Origin of the sequence: Devosia sp. BK (assembly GCF_032907385.1) — a bacterium.
GTDB lineage: Bacteria > Pseudomonadota > Alphaproteobacteria > Rhizobiales > Devosiaceae > Devosia.
Window position 1 is genome coordinate 638,585 of record NZ_JAIMBX010000001.1, and the last position, 17,556, is coordinate 656,140.

Genomic DNA, 17,556 nt, shown 5'->3' on the forward strand with positions numbered 1-17,556 from the left:
GGGAGGCCGGTTCACCGGCCCTTCTTCTCTGCTTGCCAAGTGGCGCTTTTGCCGAGACAATGCCTAAGCGATAACCAATCCTTGGCTTCGGTACTTCTTTAGGCATGCCTCCTCGCCAGCGCATCATTCCCATTCGGCGCGACTATAATCGCTGGGTCGCAAACCAGACTTTGGAAGATTATGCGCTGCGCTTTACCGCGAAATCGGCACGGCGATTCTCGAATGATCGCATCTCGCAGACGGCGATCGGGGCGATATCGTTCCTAGCTTTGGAGGCCATAGGCGGTAGCATTACGTTATCGTATGGGACAACCAATGCGCTGATTGCGATATTCGTCGCGTCCATCGCCATCCTTCTCGTCGGGGTGCCGATTTCGCGATACGCGACCCGGCATGGGGTGGATGTCGATCTCCTCACCCGCGGCGCGAGTTTTGGCTATATCGGCTCGACGGTTACGTCGCTGATCTATGCAAGCTTCACCTTCATCCTCTTCGCCATCGAAGCCTCGATCATGTCGAGCGCCTTGCAACTGGCTTTCGGCATCCCGCTCTGGATCGGGCACATCATCTCCGCGCTGATCGTCATTCCGCTCGTGACGCATGGGATCAGGATGATCTCGAGTTTTCAGGTGCTGACGCAGCCGATCTGGATCGTGCTCAATGTCCTGCCCTTCATCTTCATTGCGTTCATGGATTGGGAGAAGTTCGATCTGTGGCGCGCCTTTGCCGGGTTGGGTCAGCCTGAGGGTGCGGCGGGGACGATTTCGCCGTTCGATATTGCCAAGTTTGGCGCAGCATCGGCGGTGATCCTCGCGCTGATGACTCAGATCGGTGAGCAGGTGGATTTCCTGCGCTTCCTGCCGGCCGAGGGCGCCCCGAAGTGGCGGCAGAAGATCGGGATTTTTCTGGCTGGGGCAGGGTGGGTCGTCGTCGGCGCGCCAAAGCTGATCGCGGGATCATTTCTGGCGTTTCTGGCACTGTCGACTGGCGTGTCGCCGCATCACGCGTCAGAACCCGGTTACATGTACGCGGTGGCCTTCGACTACATGATCCCCAACCAGTTTGTGGCACTGATGCTGATGGCGGTGTTCGTCGTCGTCAGCCAGCTCAAGATCAATGTGATGAATGCTTATGCCGGGTCGCTGGCCTGGTCGAATTTCTTCTCTCGGCTGACGCATAGCCATCCCGGGCGGGTGGTGTGGCTCTTGTTCAATGTGGCCATTGCGCTGTTGCTGATGGAGCTCGGGATCTATCGGCTGCTTGAAGAGACGCTGGGGATTTTCTCCATCATTGCCATGGCATGGCTCTGTTCGATTTCGGCGGATCTCTTCGTCAACAAGCCACTGGGGCTGGCGCCGCCGGGGATCGAGTTCAAGCGAGCTCATCTCTACGACATCAATCCCGTTGGCGTGGGGTCGATGGTGCTCTCGGTGAGCATTGCGCTCGCGGCCCATTTTGGGGCCTTTGGCGAAATGGCTTCGGCGCTGGCGCCTTATATCGCGCTTATCGTCTGCTTCATTGCCTCGCCCGCCATCGCCTGGGCGACCAAGGGGAAATATTATCTGGCGCGCAAACCGCGAAAGTCTTGGCAGTCGAAAACATCGCTGACCTGCTCGATCTGCGAGCATCCCTTCGAGCCCGAAGACATGGCCTGGTGCCCGGCCTATGCTGCGCCGATCTGTTCGCTGTGCTGTTCGCTCGATGCGCGGTGTCACGACATGTGCAAGCCCCATGCGCATTTCCGGGCGCAGACGCATGCGGTGGCGTCGAGCGTGTTGCCGCAATGGGCGATCGAGAAGTTGCAGACGCGGCTCGGGCGCTATGGGATTTCCATGGGGATCGCCACGGCGATCCTAGCCGGCATTCTGGCGCTGATTTATTCGTTCGCGAGCCAATCGGCGCCGGAGACGGCGGAGGTAGTGGGCGGAACGCTCTTGGTCGTGTTCTTCGTCTTTGCGGTTGCGGCGGGGATCATGACCTGGTTCTTGGTGCTGGCGCATGATAGCCGGCTGGTCGCCGAAGAAGAGAGCACGCGGCAGAATACGCTGCTGCTCAAGGAAATCGACGCGCACGGAAAGACCGACGCCGAACTGCAGCGGGCCAAGGAAAAAGCCGAAGCGGCCAATCAAGCGAAGTCACGCTACGTGGTTGGCTTGAGCCACGAGCTTCGGACACCGCTCAATTCGGTGATGGGCTATGCGCAGATCCTCGAGCGCGATCCGGACGTGCCGGAAAACCGGCGCGGATCTGTGCAGGTGATCAAACGCAGCGCCGAGCATCTGTCCGGGCTGATCGATGGGCTCCTCGATATTTCCAAGATTGAGGCAGGGCGGCTGCACGTCTATTCCAACGAGATCAATATCCAGGATTTTCTCGATCAGATCGTCGACATGTTCAGTCTGCAAGCCGCCGCCAAGGGGCTCGAATTCCGGCATGCACGCGCCAAGGCGCTGCCGCTTTATGTGCGGACCGACGAAAAGCGGCTGCGGCAGATTTTGGTCAATCTCCTGTCCAATGCCATCAAGTTCACCCAGTCGGGGCATGTGAACTTTGACGTCGGCTATCGCATGCAGGTGGCGACCTTTACGGTGAGCGACACCGGCAGCGGCATTTCCGCTGACGATCTCGACCATATTTTCGAGCCCTTTGTGCGCGGCGAGGCGGAGCATAACCGGTTTACGCCGGGGCTTGGCCTGGGGCTGACCATTACAAAGCTGCTGACCGAGACGCTGGGCGGCGAGATCACCGTTAGAAGTGCTGTGGGTGAGGGGACCCGGTTCCAGGCGCGATTGATGCTGTCCAAGGTCGAGCGGCCGGCTTTGCGGCGGGCGTACCCGCGACGCATCACAGGCTATACGGGCACAGCGCGAACGGTCATGGTTGTCGATGACAATGATGATCATCGCGAACTGGTGCGCGAAATGCTCTCGCCGCTTGGCTTTGTGGTGCTGATGGCGGAGAGCGGATCAGCATGTCTCGATATGCTGGACGCGTCGGAGCCCGATATGTTCTTCGTCGATATTCGGATGCCGGGGATGAGCGGTTGGGAACTAGTTTCCGCCCTGAGAGCCCGCGCCACTGCCGCGCCGATCGTCATGCTTTCGGCCAATATTGGCGACGGGGCGGGGCCGGCAAGCGCCGATGCCGGGCACAGTGATACGCTCGCAAAGCCATTCGATCTTGCGCAACTGCTCGACAAGATCAACGCGCACCTGGCGCTCGACTGGGTCTATGACGAAGCTGGATCGGCAGTGCAGGCCGCCGAAAAGCCCCTGCGCTCGCCGGGGATCGAACACTTGCGCGAATTGGCCAGTCTGGGGCAAATCGGGCATGTACGGGGAATAGAGGCGAAGTTGGCGGAATTGGCGCAAGAGCCGGACAATGCACCGCTGGTCGCGGCGCTGCGCAAGCGGATGGAGACGTTCGACTTCGACGGCTATGCCGATATTTTGGAGCGGGTCGGTCATGAGCCGCATTGAGAAAGACCAGGATATTGTCCTTCTCGTCGATGACTCGCCGGAATCGCTTGGCTTTCTGACCGAAGCGCTGGAGGCCGCTGGCGTTACGGTGCTGGTGGCACGAAGCGGCGAGATGGCGCTTAACATCGTGCAGCGCGTGGTTCCCGATGTCGTCCTTATGGACGCAGTCATGCCGGGGCTCGACGGGTTCGAGACTTGCCAGAGGCTCAAGGCCATGGCGCCGCTGGCGCATGTCCCCGTTATCTTCATGACTGGTCTGACGGAAACCGAGCATATCGTTCACGCGCTCGAAAGCGGTGGGGTCGATTACTTGGCCAAACCGATCAATGTCGATGAATTACGGGCGCGGATCCGGGTCCATCTTGCCAATGCACGGCGGGCGCAAAGCGCGCGCATCGCGCTCGATGCGGCCGGGCGCCATCTTGTCGCCTTTGGTGCCAGTGGAACCGTGTTGTGGTCGACGCCGCAGGCTACAAAACTGCTCGAAAGCTCGAGCCTCGATCTTGGCCGCGCCGATCGACTCTCGCCGGGATTTTTGCGCTGGCTGCTCGAACACGGCGATGGCGCGCCGGGCAGTGGTTTCGATCTCGAAATCGAGAGCGGGCCAAATCTGCAATTTTCGTTTCTGGGTCTCGTCGGCGGGGCCGAATATCTGTTCCGGCTGTCGCGCGTCCAGATGGCCGGACAAGAGGATAATCTGCGCCAGCATTTCAGCCTGACCCAACGCGAGAGCGAGGTGTTGCTCTGGATCGCGCGGGGGAAATCGAACCGCGATATCGGCGAGATTTTGGGCCTTAGCCCACGCACCGTGAACAAGCACCTCGAACAGGTCTACGCCAAGCTCGGCGTGGAAAATCGCGCCTCCGCGGCGATCAAGGCTATTCAGGCCATGCAGGCGCTCGACCTCTAACGATCCGCGCAGATCCATTCATGTGAACGGTTTAGCGGGAACCCAACAACACATCTGTCGTTGTGCAGACGAACCGCAATTAACGCGGGACGGGAAATCGTCGCGATCGCTATCGCGGCATGAAAATCGGTTGCGGCGAGGAGGCTGACGCTCCTTCTTGTAGCTCCCGATGGGGCGCGGAACTTCGGTTCCGCGCCTTTTTTGTTCGGCGTCTTACTTTAAAATTTCCAATATTTAAAATCGTTAACTAGTTCATTTTTGTGTAAGTGTTAGTGCGGAACTAGAAGGCGATTTGAATCGTCCCTTCTATGCGGCAATTGGTCGCTAAGATGGAGACGAGTTATGAAAACATCCAAATTTTCGTTGCTTCCTCTGGTCTTGCTTGCGAGTGCAGTAGTACCTGCACACGGCGAGAACTTGCTTGGTGTCATCGGGGCCAGTGGTGAGAATGCTCTCATCACGATTGGCTCCGGCGACGCGTCAGATACCGGCCTCGTCAATGTTGGCGTTGGCGGGGGAAATCAGGTCCTCGATGTTCAAGTCGGTGGCCAACATTCCGATATTGCGCGGACCACTGTCGGGGTCGGTGGCGATAGTCTAGTCGATGCCAATGCAGGCCTGTTGAACGATACTGTGAAAGCCAATGCCACTGTGGGCGGTAGCAGTCTCGCAAATGTGGGCGTGACGATCGGCAATCCGGGAACGCCGGGGAATCCTGGCAACCCGGGGAATCCTGGCAACCCGGGCAATCCCGGTAACCCAGGTAACCCTGGCAATCCCGGTAACCCTGGTGGACCGGGCACGATGTTCCCGCCCTCTTTGTCTGCATCCAATGGCGGGAACATGCCGAGCTGCAGCGGGACCAACCCGCGCGAGGTCGAACGCCTGATCCGCAACACGCAGATCGGCGGCAGCTGGCAGAGCGCCAGCAATGTCACGATCCGTCGGGTCGACCTCTGCCCGGAACTGCAGGCCTGGCTTGCTGCCGCCCTGCAGGGTTCGAACCTGCGGTCGGCCATTGCTTCGGACAGCCTGCTCAGCGCTTCGCTCGATCGCTCGTCCTATAACACCGATCGTGTGTTTGCGGTCCAGCAGCGCGGCAACCAGTTGACGATGTTCGTTTACTGATCCGACGAGGTGGGCCGTGCGCGGCCCACCTTCTCAAGTGGTGCGAAAGACCGCATAACGGTTCTGCGCGGCACTTGTCACAAAACTGCAATCCGGTTGTGGCCAATGGAGCCGCACCCGGAGGGACCCGCTGTGAACGACTTCGACCAAAACGCGCGTTTCGAGCAATTCGAGGCTGAACTCAACCGCATCCGCGCCGAGATCACCGATAGTTTCGACGAAGAACTCGAACTCCAGTTCGAAGACGACCAGCTTGAAGCCCTAGCCGAGGACGGCGAGCGCGCCGGCCGTAAGTCCCTTGACCGCAATGTCTATTTCCGCGAACTGTTTCGCCTGCAGCACGAACTCGTGCGGCTGCAGGACTGGATTGTACATAACAAACTGAAGGTTGCGGTCATTTTCGAAGGCCGCGATTCCGCCGGCAAGGGCGGGGCGATCAAGCGCATCACGCAGCGGCTCAATCCGCGCGTTTGCCGCGTCGTCGCGCTTCCTGCGCCATCCGACCGCGAAAAGACCCAATGGTATTTCCAGCGCTATGTGCCGCACCTGCCGGCGGCTGGCGAAATGGTGCTGTTCGATCGCTCCTGGTACAACCGCGCGGGCGTCGAGCGTGTCATGGGGTTCTGCAATCCCGACGAACTGGAAGAGTTCTTCCGTACGGTGCCCGAATTCGAAAAGATGCTGATCCGCTCGGGGATCATCCTGATAAAATTCTGGTTCTCCATCACCAATGAAGAACAGGAATTCCGCTTCCGCATGCGTATCCAGGATCCGCTGAAGCAATGGAAACTATCGCCTATGGACATGGAATCACGCCGCCATTGGGAGGATTATACCAAGGCCAAGGAAGACATGCTGGCACGGACCCATACGGAAGATTCGCCCTGGTGGGTGGTGCAGGCCGACGACAAGAAGCGCGCACGCCTCAACTGCATCGCCCATCTTCTTGAAGCTATTCCCTATGCCGAAGTGCCCAAGCAGGAGGTCGTGCTGCCCGAGCGCATCCGCCATCCTGACTATCACCGTGGACCCGTGCCGCAGGATATGTATGTGAAGTCGATCTACTAAGATCGACGGCTTGCCTGCGTCGGCTGAACAGTCGAAAATGCCGGCGCAGCAAGTCGGAGACCGGTTTTGGCCGAAACCAGCGATATCGTGGGCGGTGGCCCGAAAAAGGTCCTTTATACGCTTTCCACCATCAGCAAGATCGGGGTGGGTAAGGCGGCCAAAGCGCTGACGGCCAAGAATACCTGCAAGGCCTGTGCCTATGGCATGGGTGGCCAGCATGGCGGCATGACCAACGAACTCGATGAGTTTCCCTCGGTCTGCAACAAGTCGGTGCAGGCACAATCGACCGATATCCAGCCGGCCATTCCCGAGCCGGTGTTTCAGCACACAATTGCGGAACTGGCCGAACTCTCGGGGCGCGAAATGGAGCGTCTGGGGCGGCTCGGTACGCCGCTATTTCGGCGGGCGGGATCGGATCGGTTTGAGCCATTGGATTGGGAAACGGCGCTTGATCATGCCGCGCATCGGCTGGTCGAGACCGATCCGCAGCGGACGTTCTTTTATTCGTCGGGGCGCTCGTCCAATGAGGCGGGGTTTCTGTTCCAGCTTCTGGCGCGGGCCTATGGGACGAACAACGTCAACAACTGCTCCTATTATTGCCATCAGGCGACGAGCGAGGGACTGGCGACGACGATCGGCAAGGGTACGGCGACGGTCGAGCTTGAGGACCTTACGGGCGCGGACCTGATCTTTGTCATCGGGGCCAATCCATCATCGAACCATCCGCGCTTCATTCACATGCTCAAGAACTGCCGCGAGCGGGGCGGGCAGGTGATCGTCATCAATCCGGCCAAGGAGCCGGGGCTGGTGAAGTTTTCCGTGCCGAAATCGCCGCTCTCGATGCTCAAGGGCGGCAGCGAGATCGCGTCGGACTATCTGCAGCCGCGCATCGGCTCGGATATTGCGCTCCTTAAGGGGCTGGTGAAGGCGGTGCTGGAGCAGGGCACGGAGGACGCGGATTTTATCGCCCGGCACGGGGCGGATTTTGAAGCGTTCCGGCGGGATATCGCGGCGCTGAGTTGGGATGAGGTTGTGGCTGCCACCGGTATTGCACAGAGCGATATCGAGCGCGTCGCGGCGGCCTATGGGCGCTCGAAGGCGGCTGTCTTTGCCTGGGGCATGGGCATGACGCACCATGTCCATGGCACGGCGAATGTTGAAGCCATTGCCAATCTCGCGCTTGTCCGCGGCATGATCGGCAAGCGGTTTGCCGGGCTCTTGCCATTGCGCGGGCATTCCAATGTGCAGGGGATCGGCACGATCGGGGTCAAGCCTGTGCTGGCGCGCGACGTGCTCAAGCGCATGGAAGAGGTCTTTGGCGTCAGCTTCCCGGAAGAAAAAGGCCTCGACACCATGGCCTGCCTCAAACGGGCAGAGGCGGGCGAGGTCGATGCGGCCGTGATCATGGGCGGCAATCTTTGGGCAGCGACGCCGGACACGGGATTTTCGACCCGCGCCATGGGCGCGATCGGCTTCAAGCTTTTTCTCACGACGACGCTCAATCAGGGTCATGTGCATGGTTTGGGCGAGGGCGAGGTGATGATCCTGCCGGTGACGGCGCGCGACGAGGAATGGGAGCCGACGACGCAGGAATCGATGTTCAACTTCGTGCGGCTATCGGATGGCGGTATAGAGCGGATCGGCACGGTGCGGCCGGAGAGCTGGATCCTGGGGCAGTTGGGCAAGCGTATGCTGCCCGGCTCGCCGATCGATTTCTATGCGTTTTCAGGCCATGCCAAACTACGCGATGCCATCGCGGCGATCGTGCCGGGCATGGAAGAATTGGCGGATATCGATGTCGCCAAGCGCGAATTCCATATTCGCCATCGCGTGCTGCATGTGCCTGAATTCGGGACCGTGGACGGCAAGGCGCATTTCGTCGTGACGCCTATCCCCAGGCTGGAGGCGGGCAAACTGATGCTGGCTTCGGTGCGCAGCGAAGGGCAGTTCAATTCGATCATTTATGAAGAGACCGACAGCTATCGCGGCAAGGCGGGGCGCTATGCTGTGTTTCTGAGCGCGGATGATATGCACGCGCGCGGTCTCAGCGAGGGACAGAGGGTGCGCGTTCGCTCATCAGTGGGCGAGATGGAGGGCGTCGCGACATGCTTCGATCTGCCGGCGGGCTCGGTGCTGGCCTATTATCCAGAGGCCAATGTGCTGATCGGCACCGAGGTCGATCCGCGTAGCAAAACGCCGGCGTTCAAGTCGGTGCCGGTGAGTGTTGTGGCGGCTTAAAGTGTGTCGGTGGTCACAATAGCTAGAACAAGCGCGATGTCATCCCGGCCTTGAGCCGGGATCCATCTCGAGATCTCAGGATGGACCCCGGCTCAAGGCCGGGGTGACAGCCGGTGAATGGGCTACTTCGCGGCGTCCTCTTCTTTGGCGCCGGGGCCGACGATCAGGACGCTTGGCTCGGCTTCGAAAATGCGCTTGGCGACGGCCTGGACTTGTTCAGCCGTGACGGCCTCGATCGATTGCTGGCGCTCCACCACATAGTCGAGGGGGAGGCCCTCGATCTGTTGGCTGACCATGGTCGTCGCGATAGCGACCGAAGAGCGGAGCTGGTTAATCGGATAGGCACCAACGAGATAGCGCTTAGTGCGTTCGAGCGCTGCCGGATCGGGACCGTCGGCCGCCATCTTGGCGAGTGTTGTCCGCATCACCTCGATGGCCTCGTTTGCCTGATCGGGGCGGGTCGAGGTGCCGATGGTGAGCGCCTGTGCCTCGGAGAGGTTTACGAGGCCGCCGGATACGCCATAGCTGAGGCCGCGCTTTTCGCGGACTTCGACATTGAGCTCGGAGAGGAGGCTGCCGCCGGCCAGCATCTCGGTCATGATGAAGGCCGGGAAGTAGTCCGGGTCGGTTTCGACGACGCCGGGATAGGCGAGGTTGATCGAGGTCTGTGGCAGGGGATAGTCCACCGCAACTTCCTGGCCGAAGCTGAGGGGGGCGGGCGGAATTTCAGCCAGCTTTGGCTCAGCCGGAAGCTTGCTGAAGATCGCGTCGATCATCTTGCCTGCGGCCTCTTCATCGAGCGCACCGACAATGCCAACCTTGAGCGTCTTGCGGGCGAAGATATCCTTGTGGAACTGGCGCAGGTCGTCAGCCGTGATCGTGGGCAGGCTTGCTTCGGTGCCTTCTATCGGGCGCGCATATGGATGATTGCCGAAGAGCGTTTCGTTCCACAGTCGGCCCGCGGCATAGCCGGGGTCTTGCTTGCGGGCGGCGAGACCGGCCAGGATCTGGTCGCGCATGCGATCGATCGCAGTCTGATCGAAGCGCGGCTCGTTGACGGCCAGCGCCAGTAGATCGGTCGCGTCATCCTTCTGATCGGCCAGCATGCGGGCAAAGCCGGCGAAATAGTCGAAATTGGCCGAAAAGCCCATTTCGAGGCCGGCTTCGTCGAGCTTGATCTGGAAGGCGTCGCTGTCGAGATCGCCGGCGCCTTCGTCGAAAAGCGAGGACATCAGCGTTGCAAGGCCCACCTTATCGGTCGGGTCCTGCGCAGCACCCCCCTCGAAGGCAAAGCCGATGGTGACGATGGGGACCGTATAGTCTTCAACCATCCAGGCTTCGATGCCGCCGGGGGAGGTGATGGACTTGAAGGCCACTTCGGCTTGGGCCGGCATGGCAAGGGCTAGCGCGAGAAGCGGCGCCACCAGTGCGTGCAGGGCGCGACGGGCGTTCTTGAAAATCGCGATCATGGCTTGGTCTCCGCGGCAGGAGGCAATAGGTAGCCCGTCACCGCAACGGCAGGGCGCAGATATTTGACAGCAACGGCTTTGACCTCTTCGGCCGTTACCGCGCGGATGCGATCGGGCCATTGCGCGACGTCTTCGACCGAGCGTTCGGTCGTCAACCACGTGCCATAGGTCTGGGCCATGGCAGACTGATCGTCCTGAGCGAAAATGGTGCTGCGGATGAAGCGGGTTTTGACGCGTTCGAGTTCGGCCTCGGAAATTCCGTTAGCGATGAGATCGTCCACCTCGGCAGCAACGGCCTTTTCTAGATCGTCGAGTGTATTGCCAGGGCGCGGCACGCCATAGAGCGTGAAGGTGCCATCGTCGAGGGCGCTGCCCCCATAGGCGGCGCCGACCTGGGCGGCCATGCCTGTCTTGACGACAAGCGCCTGATACAGCCGGCTCTGCGGCCCATCGCTCAAAATGGCGGAGAGCACGTCGAGGGCCTCGGCCTCGCCATCTTCGGCCTGGCGATAGCTGGGCACCAGCCAGGAGCGCGCAAAGCTCGGCAGCGAGACGCGGGCATCTTCGAGGGTGACGGTGCGGCTCGTGGTGGCAGGCAGCTCCTCGGGGCGGTGGCGTGGCGGCAGGTCCGGGCTGCGCTCGACCTTGCCATAGGTGGTCTCGGCCATGGCCTTGACGGCTTCGGCATCGACATCGCCAGCGACTATCACGAGCGCATTGTTGGGCGCGTAGAAGCGATCATAGAAGGCCAGCGCGTCTTCGCGGCTCAGCGTTTCGATCTCGTGTTCCCAGCCGATGATCGGGATGCGATAGGGATGGTTCTGATAGAGCGTGGCGTTGACCGCTTCGGAGAGAATGGTGCGCGGCTGGGAGTCGACGCGCTGGCGCCGTTCGTCGAGGACCACGGCGCGTTCGGAATCGATGACTTCGGGCGCCAGCACGAGGTTGCGCATGCGATCGGCCTCGATATCCATCATCTCGGCGAGCGCATCGGGCGGGACGGTCTGAAAATAGACCGTCACATCGGCATTGGTGAAGGCGTTGGTTTCGCCGCCGAGTTCGTTGACCTTGCCTTCGATCGCTCCGGCCGGATATTTCGCCGTGCCCTTGAACATCAGGTGCTCGAGGAAATGCGCGACACCCGATTGCCCCGCCGGATCGTCGGCAGCGCCAGTGCGATACCACACCATATGGGTCACGACCGGCGCGCGCCGATCGGGAATCACCACGAGTTCAAGTCCGTTTTCGAGCATGAAGTGGCTCACCGTAGGCGGCGGAGTTTCCTCTGCTGCCACGGGCAGGGCCGTGAATAGGGCGGCCACAAGGGCAATCATCGGGCGGTGCATGGTTCGGCGCGTTCTCCGTCGGTGGATTTGGCGGCGGCGAGGTTATCCAGATCGGGCCCGAGCGCAACCGGCAATCCCGTTGCTTATGAAACGATCACGTGTGATCGCCATGAACGCGAACGAGTGCGATATTGGGCGTTATGATCAAATAACGGGCAGGTTTGAGCATACTAAATATTTGGGATAGAACAAATATTTACGCAACGCTTACCATGAGTTGTTAGACTCAATTACAGTCCATCGCGCTGTTCCGAGAATTCCATGTCCAAGCCGGAAGTCCCCGCTTCTCCACGCGCCATGCGCATCGTGATGGACGGCATCAGCCGCGAGCTGCATACTTATTCGGTCGGCAATCAGCAGATCGTCAAACAAACCAAGCTTCTGGCGGTCAACGCCATCATCGAGGCGGCGCGGGCGGGCGACGCAGGCAAGGGGTTCGCGGTCGTTGCCAATGAAGTGCAGCGCCTCGCCGATAGCGCTGCCGATATCGCGGCGCGGTTTCAAGATGTGCTGGCTGGAAGGCTCAGCATGGGCCGGACCATGTCGGGTACGCTTGTCGATGAAATGGAAGGCGCGCGGCTAACCGATCTGGCGCAGACTCTCGTCCAGCTCATCGTCCGCAATCTTTATGAGCGCACGGCGGACGTGCGCTGGTGGGCGACGGACACGGCTTTCTGGCAGGCGCTGGCGGGTGACGATGCTGCGGCGCGCGATTTTGCCGGTCAGCGGCTCGCAGCGATAAACCGGTTCTATTCGGTCTATTCCGATCTGGTGCTGACGGACGCGCGGGGCAGGGTGATCGTGAGCGCCAATTCCGCCTTTTCGCGCAATATCGTTGGCGCGGATTTCTCGCGCGAAACCTGGTTTCGCGAAGCCCTGAAAACGCGGGCGGGCGACGAGTACGCTGTGGGCGAGGTGATGGAAAGCCCGCACCACGATCGCCGCGAAGTGCTGGTCTATTCGACCGCCGTGCGCAGCAATGGCCGCAATGATGGATCGGCCGTCGGCGCGCTCGGCGTCTATTTCGACTGGCAGGCGCAGGGCCGCTCCATCGTCGAGACCGAAGCAGCCTTGCCGCCACAGGTCGCCGAACGAACCGAGGTGATGCTGCTCGATGCCAAGGGCCGTGTCATCGCGACCACGCGGCCGCAAAACCGTTTCAGCACATTTTCCCTCCAGAACAATGGCGCCAAGCGCGGCAGTTACCTCTCGCCCAATGGCGATATCGTCGCCTTCGCCCAGACGCTTGGATATCAGGAATATGATGGCCTCGGCTGGTGGGGCGTCATCGTGCAGCGCACCGATTCCGACGACGCGCTGAGGCGCCAGCTCGGGATGGACCGGGGCTGAAAGCAGCCATACTGAGCATCATCGCGCGGAATGACAGGTTCGTGCCCGTTGCTCCCGAATGCTGCTTGCCCTACATAGGCGCCAACTCCCGAAACACCGTCGAAGAGGTTCTTCGCCTATGGCCCGCCAGTTCATCTATCACATGCACGGAATGTCGAAGTCCTATGCGGGCGGCAAGAAGGTGCTCGATAACATCCACCTCTCCTTCTACCCCGATGCCAAGATCGGTATTCTCGGGCCGAATGGCTCGGGTAAATCGACGCTCCTCAAGATCATGGCCGGCATCGACACTGAATTTTCCGGCGAGGCCTGGGCGGCCGATGGCGCCAAGGTTGGCTATCTGCCGCAGGAGCCGCAGCTCGATCCGACGCTGAACGTGCTCGGCAACGTCATGATCGGCGTCAAGGAAAAGAAGGCCATCGTCGACCGGTATAACGAGTTGATGATGGAATACTCGGACGAGACTGCCGACGAAGCCTCCAAGCTCCAGGACCAGATCGACTCGCAGAACCTGTGGGACCTGGAATCGCAGGTCGAAGTGGCCATGGAAGCCCTCGGTTGCCCTCCGGGCGACGCCGAAGTCACCAATCTCTCGGGCGGTGAAAAGCGTCGCGTGGCGCTGTGTGCGCTGCTGCTGTCGAAGCCAGACCTGCTGCTGCTTGACGAACCGACCAACCATCTCGACGCGGAAACGACGGCATGGCTCGAACGGCACCTGCGCGAATTCGAAGGCGCGGTGCTGATCATCACCCACGACCGCTATTTTCTCGACAATGTCACGGGCTGGATTCTCGAGCTCGATCGCGGCCGCGGCGTGCCTTATGAAGGCAACTACTCTGCTTATCTCGACGCCAAGGCCAAGCGCTTTGCGCAGGAAAAGAGCGAGGACGCAGCGCGCGCCAAGGTGCTCGAACGCGAGCGCGAATGGATGGGCCAGAGCCCACAGGCGCGCCAGTCCAAGTCCAAGGCCCGCCTCAAGGCCTATGACGAACTGGTCAAGATCAACGACGCCCGCACACAGTCGCACACGGCTCAGATCATCATTCCGCCCGGCGAGCGCCTCGGCCACAACGTCATCGACGTCGAGAACATCTCGAAGTCATTCGGCGATCGCGTGCTGATCGAAAACCTCAGCTTCAAGCTGCCGCCCGGCGGCATTGTCGGCATCATTGGACCCAATGGTGCGGGCAAGACCACGCTGTTCAAGATGCTCACCGGCCAGGAGAAGCCCGATAGCGGTTCGGTCACGGTCGCTGAAAACGTACATCTCGGCTATGTCGACCAGAGCCGCGATACGCTGAGCGCCAACAAGACCGTTTGGGAAGAAATCTCGGGCGGCGATGAAGTGCTGATGCTCGGCAAGCGCGAAATGAACTCGCGCGCTTATACCTCGACCTTCAATTTCAAGGGCGGCGATCAGCAGCAGAAGGTCGGCAATCTTTCGGGTGGCCAGCGCAACCGCGTGCACCTTGCCAAGATGCTGAAGTCGGGTTCCAACGTGCTGCTCCTTGACGAGCCGACCAACGATCTCGACACCGAAACCCTTGCTGCGCTCGAAGAGGCGCTCGAGGAATTCGCCGGCTGCGCCGTGATCATCAGCCACGATCGCATGTTCCTCGATCGTCTGGCGACCCACATGTTGGCCTTTGAAGGCGACAGCCATGTAGAATGGTTCGAAGGCAACTTCCAGGACTACGAAGCGGACAAGGTCCGTCGTCTCGGCGCTGACGCGGTGAACCCGAAGCGGGCGACGTACAAGCCGCTGACGCGGTAATGAGCAAGAGGCGCGGTGAGAACCGCGCCTTTTTCTTTAGCGCCTGAGGATAATCTTTTCTCTTTGGCCGACCGATTAGGCCATTTTTGTCTTATCGCCGAGACATTTGGGCCGTCCTCCGTCGCTTTCTCGACCTGGCCTGTCTAGTATCATGCCAATTCATGTCTTGGAGGATTGCCGTGCGTTTCGCATCATTCGCCGCTGCTGCTGCTTTTGTCGTTGCTTCTCCCGTTTTCGCTCAGGCTCAGGATGTTACCCCGCTGGTGACGGCTCAGTGGTTGCTTGAGCATGCGGGCGATGAGAATGTGAAAATCATCGACATCCGCGACGAAATCGAAGGCACCGATCTTGGCGATCTGCCTTATGTGGCAGGTGCGGCGGTGGCGCCTTATGCGAGTTATGGCTGGCGTACCGAAGTGCAGGGCGTGCCCGCGCAGATCCCGCCGCCCGAACAGATCGGCAAGCTGATCGGCGATCTCGGCATCGATGGCGACGACCATGTCATCATCCTGCCCTGGGGCACGGATTCGTCCGAGTTCGGCGGCGCGACGCGCGTCTACTGGACCTTTAAATATCTCGGCCACGACGCAGTTTCGATCCTTGATGGCGGTTGGCGCCAGTATGATGCGGCGGGCGGCGAGCGCGTTGCAGAAGCGGCTGTGCCGGCCAAGGCCGAATTCCCGGTCAATGTGCGTCCGGAACTGCGCGCCACGACGCCTGATGTGGAAGCGGCGCTGGCTGCAGGTACCAAGCTGATCGATGGACGTCCGGAAGCGCAGTATCTGGGCCAGTCGAAGAGCCCCGTCGTGCGGATCGAAGGCACGATCCCAGGCGCGATCAACCTGCCGCATTCCAAGCTCTACAGCGCTGAATTTGCGAGCTTTGCGCAGCCTGAAACGGTTGCTGCGCTCGAACAGGCGATAGGCCTTGGCAAGGACGAGAAGAATATCGTCTTCTGCAATACCGGCCACTGGGCGTCGATCGCCTGGTTTGCCCTCCATGAAGTGGGCGGCAACAAGAACACCGCCATGTATGACGGCTCGATGGCCGAATGGGCTGCCGATCCGGCCCGTCCGATCCAGTAAGATCGCGACACTTCATCACTGATCGGGATTTGGATGTTGCACCGCAAGGCTGCAGCATCCAAACCTTTTAGACGACCCGAAATAATCGAGAATCATGAGCGATATTTCCGCATCCCTGCCCAAGTTTCTGCCGCCAGCGGCGGTGGATCGATCTCCGCTGTTCATCGCCGGAGCCATGCTGCTTGTCGGCTTTGCCTTCATCACCTGGCAGGTTGATCTCCGTCAGGGCGCGCTGTTCCTGATTGGCGGCGGTCTGGGCGTCGCGCTTTACCACGGCTCGTTCGGCTTTACCGGCGGCTGGAAGCGGATGGTTGTCGATAAGCGCGGGCGCGGCATGCGTGCGCAGATGCTGACGATCGGCGTCGCCGCGCTCGCCATGATCCCGCTCGTCGCGGCCGGCAATATCGGCGGCCAATCCATGGTCGGCGCGATGGCACCTGTCGGTGTCTCGGTGCTTTTAGGCGCCTGTATTTTTGGCCTTGGCATGCAGCTTGGCGGTGGGTGCGGCTCGGGCACGCTCTTTACTGTCGGCGGCGGCTCGGCGCGCATGCTGGTGACGCTTGTGTTCTTTATCATCGGTGCGCTGGTGGGCACGGCCCATTTGCCGTTCTGGTTGCAGCAGCCGGCTTTACCCGCGATCAGCCTTGGCGCGGAACTTGGCGTTGGCTTTGCTCTCGCCGTGACGATCGCTGGACTGGCGCTTGTCGCGTTGATTACGGCGCTGATCGAAAAACGCGTCCACGGTTCGATCGAAGCCGAACCGGCGCCAGCGCGGCAGGGTTGGAACTGGGTTCTCTATGGTCCATGGCCGCTGGTGGGGGCAGGGCTGGTGCTGGCGCTCCTCAATATCGCGACGCTGCTCTTGGCCGGGCACCCCTGGTCGATCACCTATGGCTTTGGGCTTTGGGGCGCCAAGATCGCTTCGGCTGTCGGTATTCCCGTCGGTACTTGGGAGTTCTGGACCTGGCCCGCGCAGGCGCAGGCGCTCAATTCGAGCGTCTTGGCCGATAGTGTTTCGGTGATGGATTTTGGCCTCGTTCTGGGTGCTGCCTTGGCGGCGGCGGTTGCAGGTAAATTTGCACCAAAGGCCAAGCTGCCGCTCGGTTCGCTGATTGCGGCCATCATCGGCGGCTTGCTGATGGGGTATGGCGCGCGCCTCTCCTTCGGCTGCAATATCGGGGCGCTTTTCTCCGGAATCGCGACGGGCAGCCTTCACGGTTGGTTGTGGTTCGCTGCGGCCTTTGTCGGCTCATTCGCGGGTGTGTGGCTGCGGCCGGTTTTTGGTCTTGATGGATTTGCCAAGAAATGAGCACGCGCAACACTCTGCTTTTCGGCGCGGCTCTCGCAGTCACTACCGCTGCAGTGGCCTATGATCATGTGACCAATCCTGTGCCGGCGCGACCATCCGCTCAGGTCGCGGCGAGCAGCGGCTCGGCTGCCCCTTGTGCAGCCGGCGCGGCGCCGTGCGCCGCGGGTGCCGTCGCGCCTTGTGCGGCCGGGGCGCCCGCTGCTCCATGCGCTGCAGGTGCGCCGATGAAGGCTGCGCCTCCGCCGCCGCCAGCCGTGCCGCAGGCAACAAGTCAGAAGGCTTCGCCGCCACCGCCCCCGGCGCAAAGACCGGTTGCGGAGACGAGCGAGCCGGCAAAAGCCGCACCGCCGCCGCCACCCAAGTTGAAGCCTGAGGGGCAAGAGGCGCCCGAGCTCGTCGT

The 17,556-nt window shown here is 60.9% G+C and carries 11 protein-coding genes; 9 read left to right on the plus strand and 2 right to left on the minus strand.

Annotated elements, in window-relative coordinates:
- Nucleotides 1-104 precede the first annotated feature (104 nt).
- The 5 genes from DevBK_RS03090 (at nt 105) to DevBK_RS03110 (ending at nt 8,823) form a co-directional block, all read left to right on the plus strand.
- A complete protein-coding gene (locus DevBK_RS03090) occupies nt 105-3,479 on the plus strand; it encodes an ATP-binding protein (RefSeq protein ID WP_317184425.1) in 3,375 nt (1,124 codons plus the stop codon).
- Entirely contained in the window at nt 3,466-4,389 is a 924-nt protein-coding gene (locus DevBK_RS03095) for a response regulator (protein ID WP_317184426.1), read from the plus strand. Before DevBK_RS03090 ends, DevBK_RS03095 begins: the two co-directional genes overlap by 14 nt.
- A gap of 342 nt (nt 4,390-4,731) precedes the next feature.
- Nucleotides 4,732-5,517, plus strand: coding sequence for a hypothetical protein (locus DevBK_RS03100; protein WP_317184427.1), 786 nt, complete (start codon nt 4,732-4,734; stop codon nt 5,515-5,517).
- Between the two features lie 132 nt (nt 5,518-5,649).
- Nucleotides 5,650-6,585 carry a polyphosphate kinase 2 gene (ppk2, locus tag DevBK_RS03105; protein ID WP_061910915.1) on the plus strand — a complete coding sequence of 312 codons (936 nt, stop codon included), beginning with the start codon at nt 5,650-5,652 and terminating at the stop codon, nt 6,583-6,585.
- A gap of 66 nt (nt 6,586-6,651) precedes the next feature.
- Nucleotides 6,652-8,823: an FdhF/YdeP family oxidoreductase gene (locus DevBK_RS03110; RefSeq protein ID WP_317184428.1), complete on the plus strand. Its 2,172-nt coding sequence runs from the start codon at nt 6,652-6,654 to the stop codon at nt 8,821-8,823.
- A gap of 122 nt (nt 8,824-8,945) precedes the next feature.
- Here the strand turns inward: DevBK_RS03110 and DevBK_RS03115 are convergent, their stop codons facing one another.
- On the minus strand, nt 8,946-10,292 hold the full coding sequence (locus DevBK_RS03115; protein ID WP_317184429.1) for a pitrilysin family protein: 1,347 nt from the start codon (nt 10,290-10,292) through the stop codon (nt 8,946-8,948).
- The gene (locus tag DevBK_RS03120; RefSeq protein ID WP_317184430.1) at nt 10,289-11,638 is read right to left on the minus strand and encodes a pitrilysin family protein; all 1,350 of its coding nucleotides are present in this window, start codon (nt 11,636-11,638) and stop codon (nt 10,289-10,291) included. Before DevBK_RS03120 ends, DevBK_RS03115 begins: the two co-directional genes overlap by 4 nt.
- Nucleotides 11,639-11,899: 261 nt before the next feature.
- Between DevBK_RS03120 and DevBK_RS03125 the strand changes: the two genes are divergently transcribed.
- The 4 genes from DevBK_RS03125 (at nt 11,900) to DevBK_RS03140 (ending at nt 17,156) form a co-directional block, all read left to right on the plus strand.
- A complete protein-coding gene (locus DevBK_RS03125; RefSeq protein ID WP_317184431.1) occupies nt 11,900-12,988 on the plus strand; it encodes a methyl-accepting chemotaxis protein in 1,089 nt (362 codons plus the stop codon).
- A 118-nt stretch (nt 12,989-13,106) separates the two neighbouring features.
- Nucleotides 13,107-14,762, plus strand: coding sequence for an energy-dependent translational throttle protein EttA (gene ettA / locus DevBK_RS03130; RefSeq protein ID WP_317184432.1), 1,656 nt, complete (start codon nt 13,107-13,109; stop codon nt 14,760-14,762).
- A 179-nt stretch (nt 14,763-14,941) separates the two neighbouring features.
- Nucleotides 14,942-15,847, plus strand: coding sequence for a sulfurtransferase (locus DevBK_RS03135; RefSeq protein ID WP_317184433.1), 906 nt, complete (start codon nt 14,942-14,944; stop codon nt 15,845-15,847).
- Between the two features lie 94 nt (nt 15,848-15,941).
- Nucleotides 15,942-17,156, plus strand: a complete 1,215-nt coding sequence (locus DevBK_RS03140) for a YeeE/YedE family protein (RefSeq protein ID WP_317184434.1) — start codon at nt 15,942-15,944, stop codon at nt 17,154-17,156.
- Nucleotides 17,157-17,556: the final 400 nt, after the last annotated feature.

What these genes read in the sequence shown, in the direction of transcription:
- DevBK_RS03120 (WP_317184430.1), bottom strand. Translation starts at nt 11,638, where the DNA reads ATGCACCGCCCGATGATTGCCCTTGTGGCCGCCCTATTCACGGCCCTG.
- ettA (WP_317184432.1), top strand. Translation starts at nt 13,107, where the DNA reads ATGGCCCGCCAGTTCATCTATCACATGCACGGAATGTCGAAGTCCTAT.
- DevBK_RS03090 (WP_317184425.1), top strand. Translation starts at nt 105, where the DNA reads ATGCCTCCTCGCCAGCGCATCATTCCCATTCGGCGCGACTATAATCGC.
- DevBK_RS03115 (WP_317184429.1), bottom strand. Translation starts at nt 10,292, where the DNA reads ATGATCGCGATTTTCAAGAACGCCCGTCGCGCCCTGCACGCACTGGTG.
- DevBK_RS03140 (WP_317184434.1), top strand. Translation starts at nt 15,942, where the DNA reads ATGAGCGATATTTCCGCATCCCTGCCCAAGTTTCTGCCGCCAGCGGCG.
- DevBK_RS03100 (WP_317184427.1), top strand. Translation starts at nt 4,732, where the DNA reads ATGAAAACATCCAAATTTTCGTTGCTTCCTCTGGTCTTGCTTGCGAGT.
- DevBK_RS03125 (WP_317184431.1), top strand. Translation starts at nt 11,900, where the DNA reads ATGTCCAAGCCGGAAGTCCCCGCTTCTCCACGCGCCATGCGCATCGTG.
- DevBK_RS03095 (WP_317184426.1), top strand. Translation starts at nt 3,466, where the DNA reads ATGAGCCGCATTGAGAAAGACCAGGATATTGTCCTTCTCGTCGATGAC.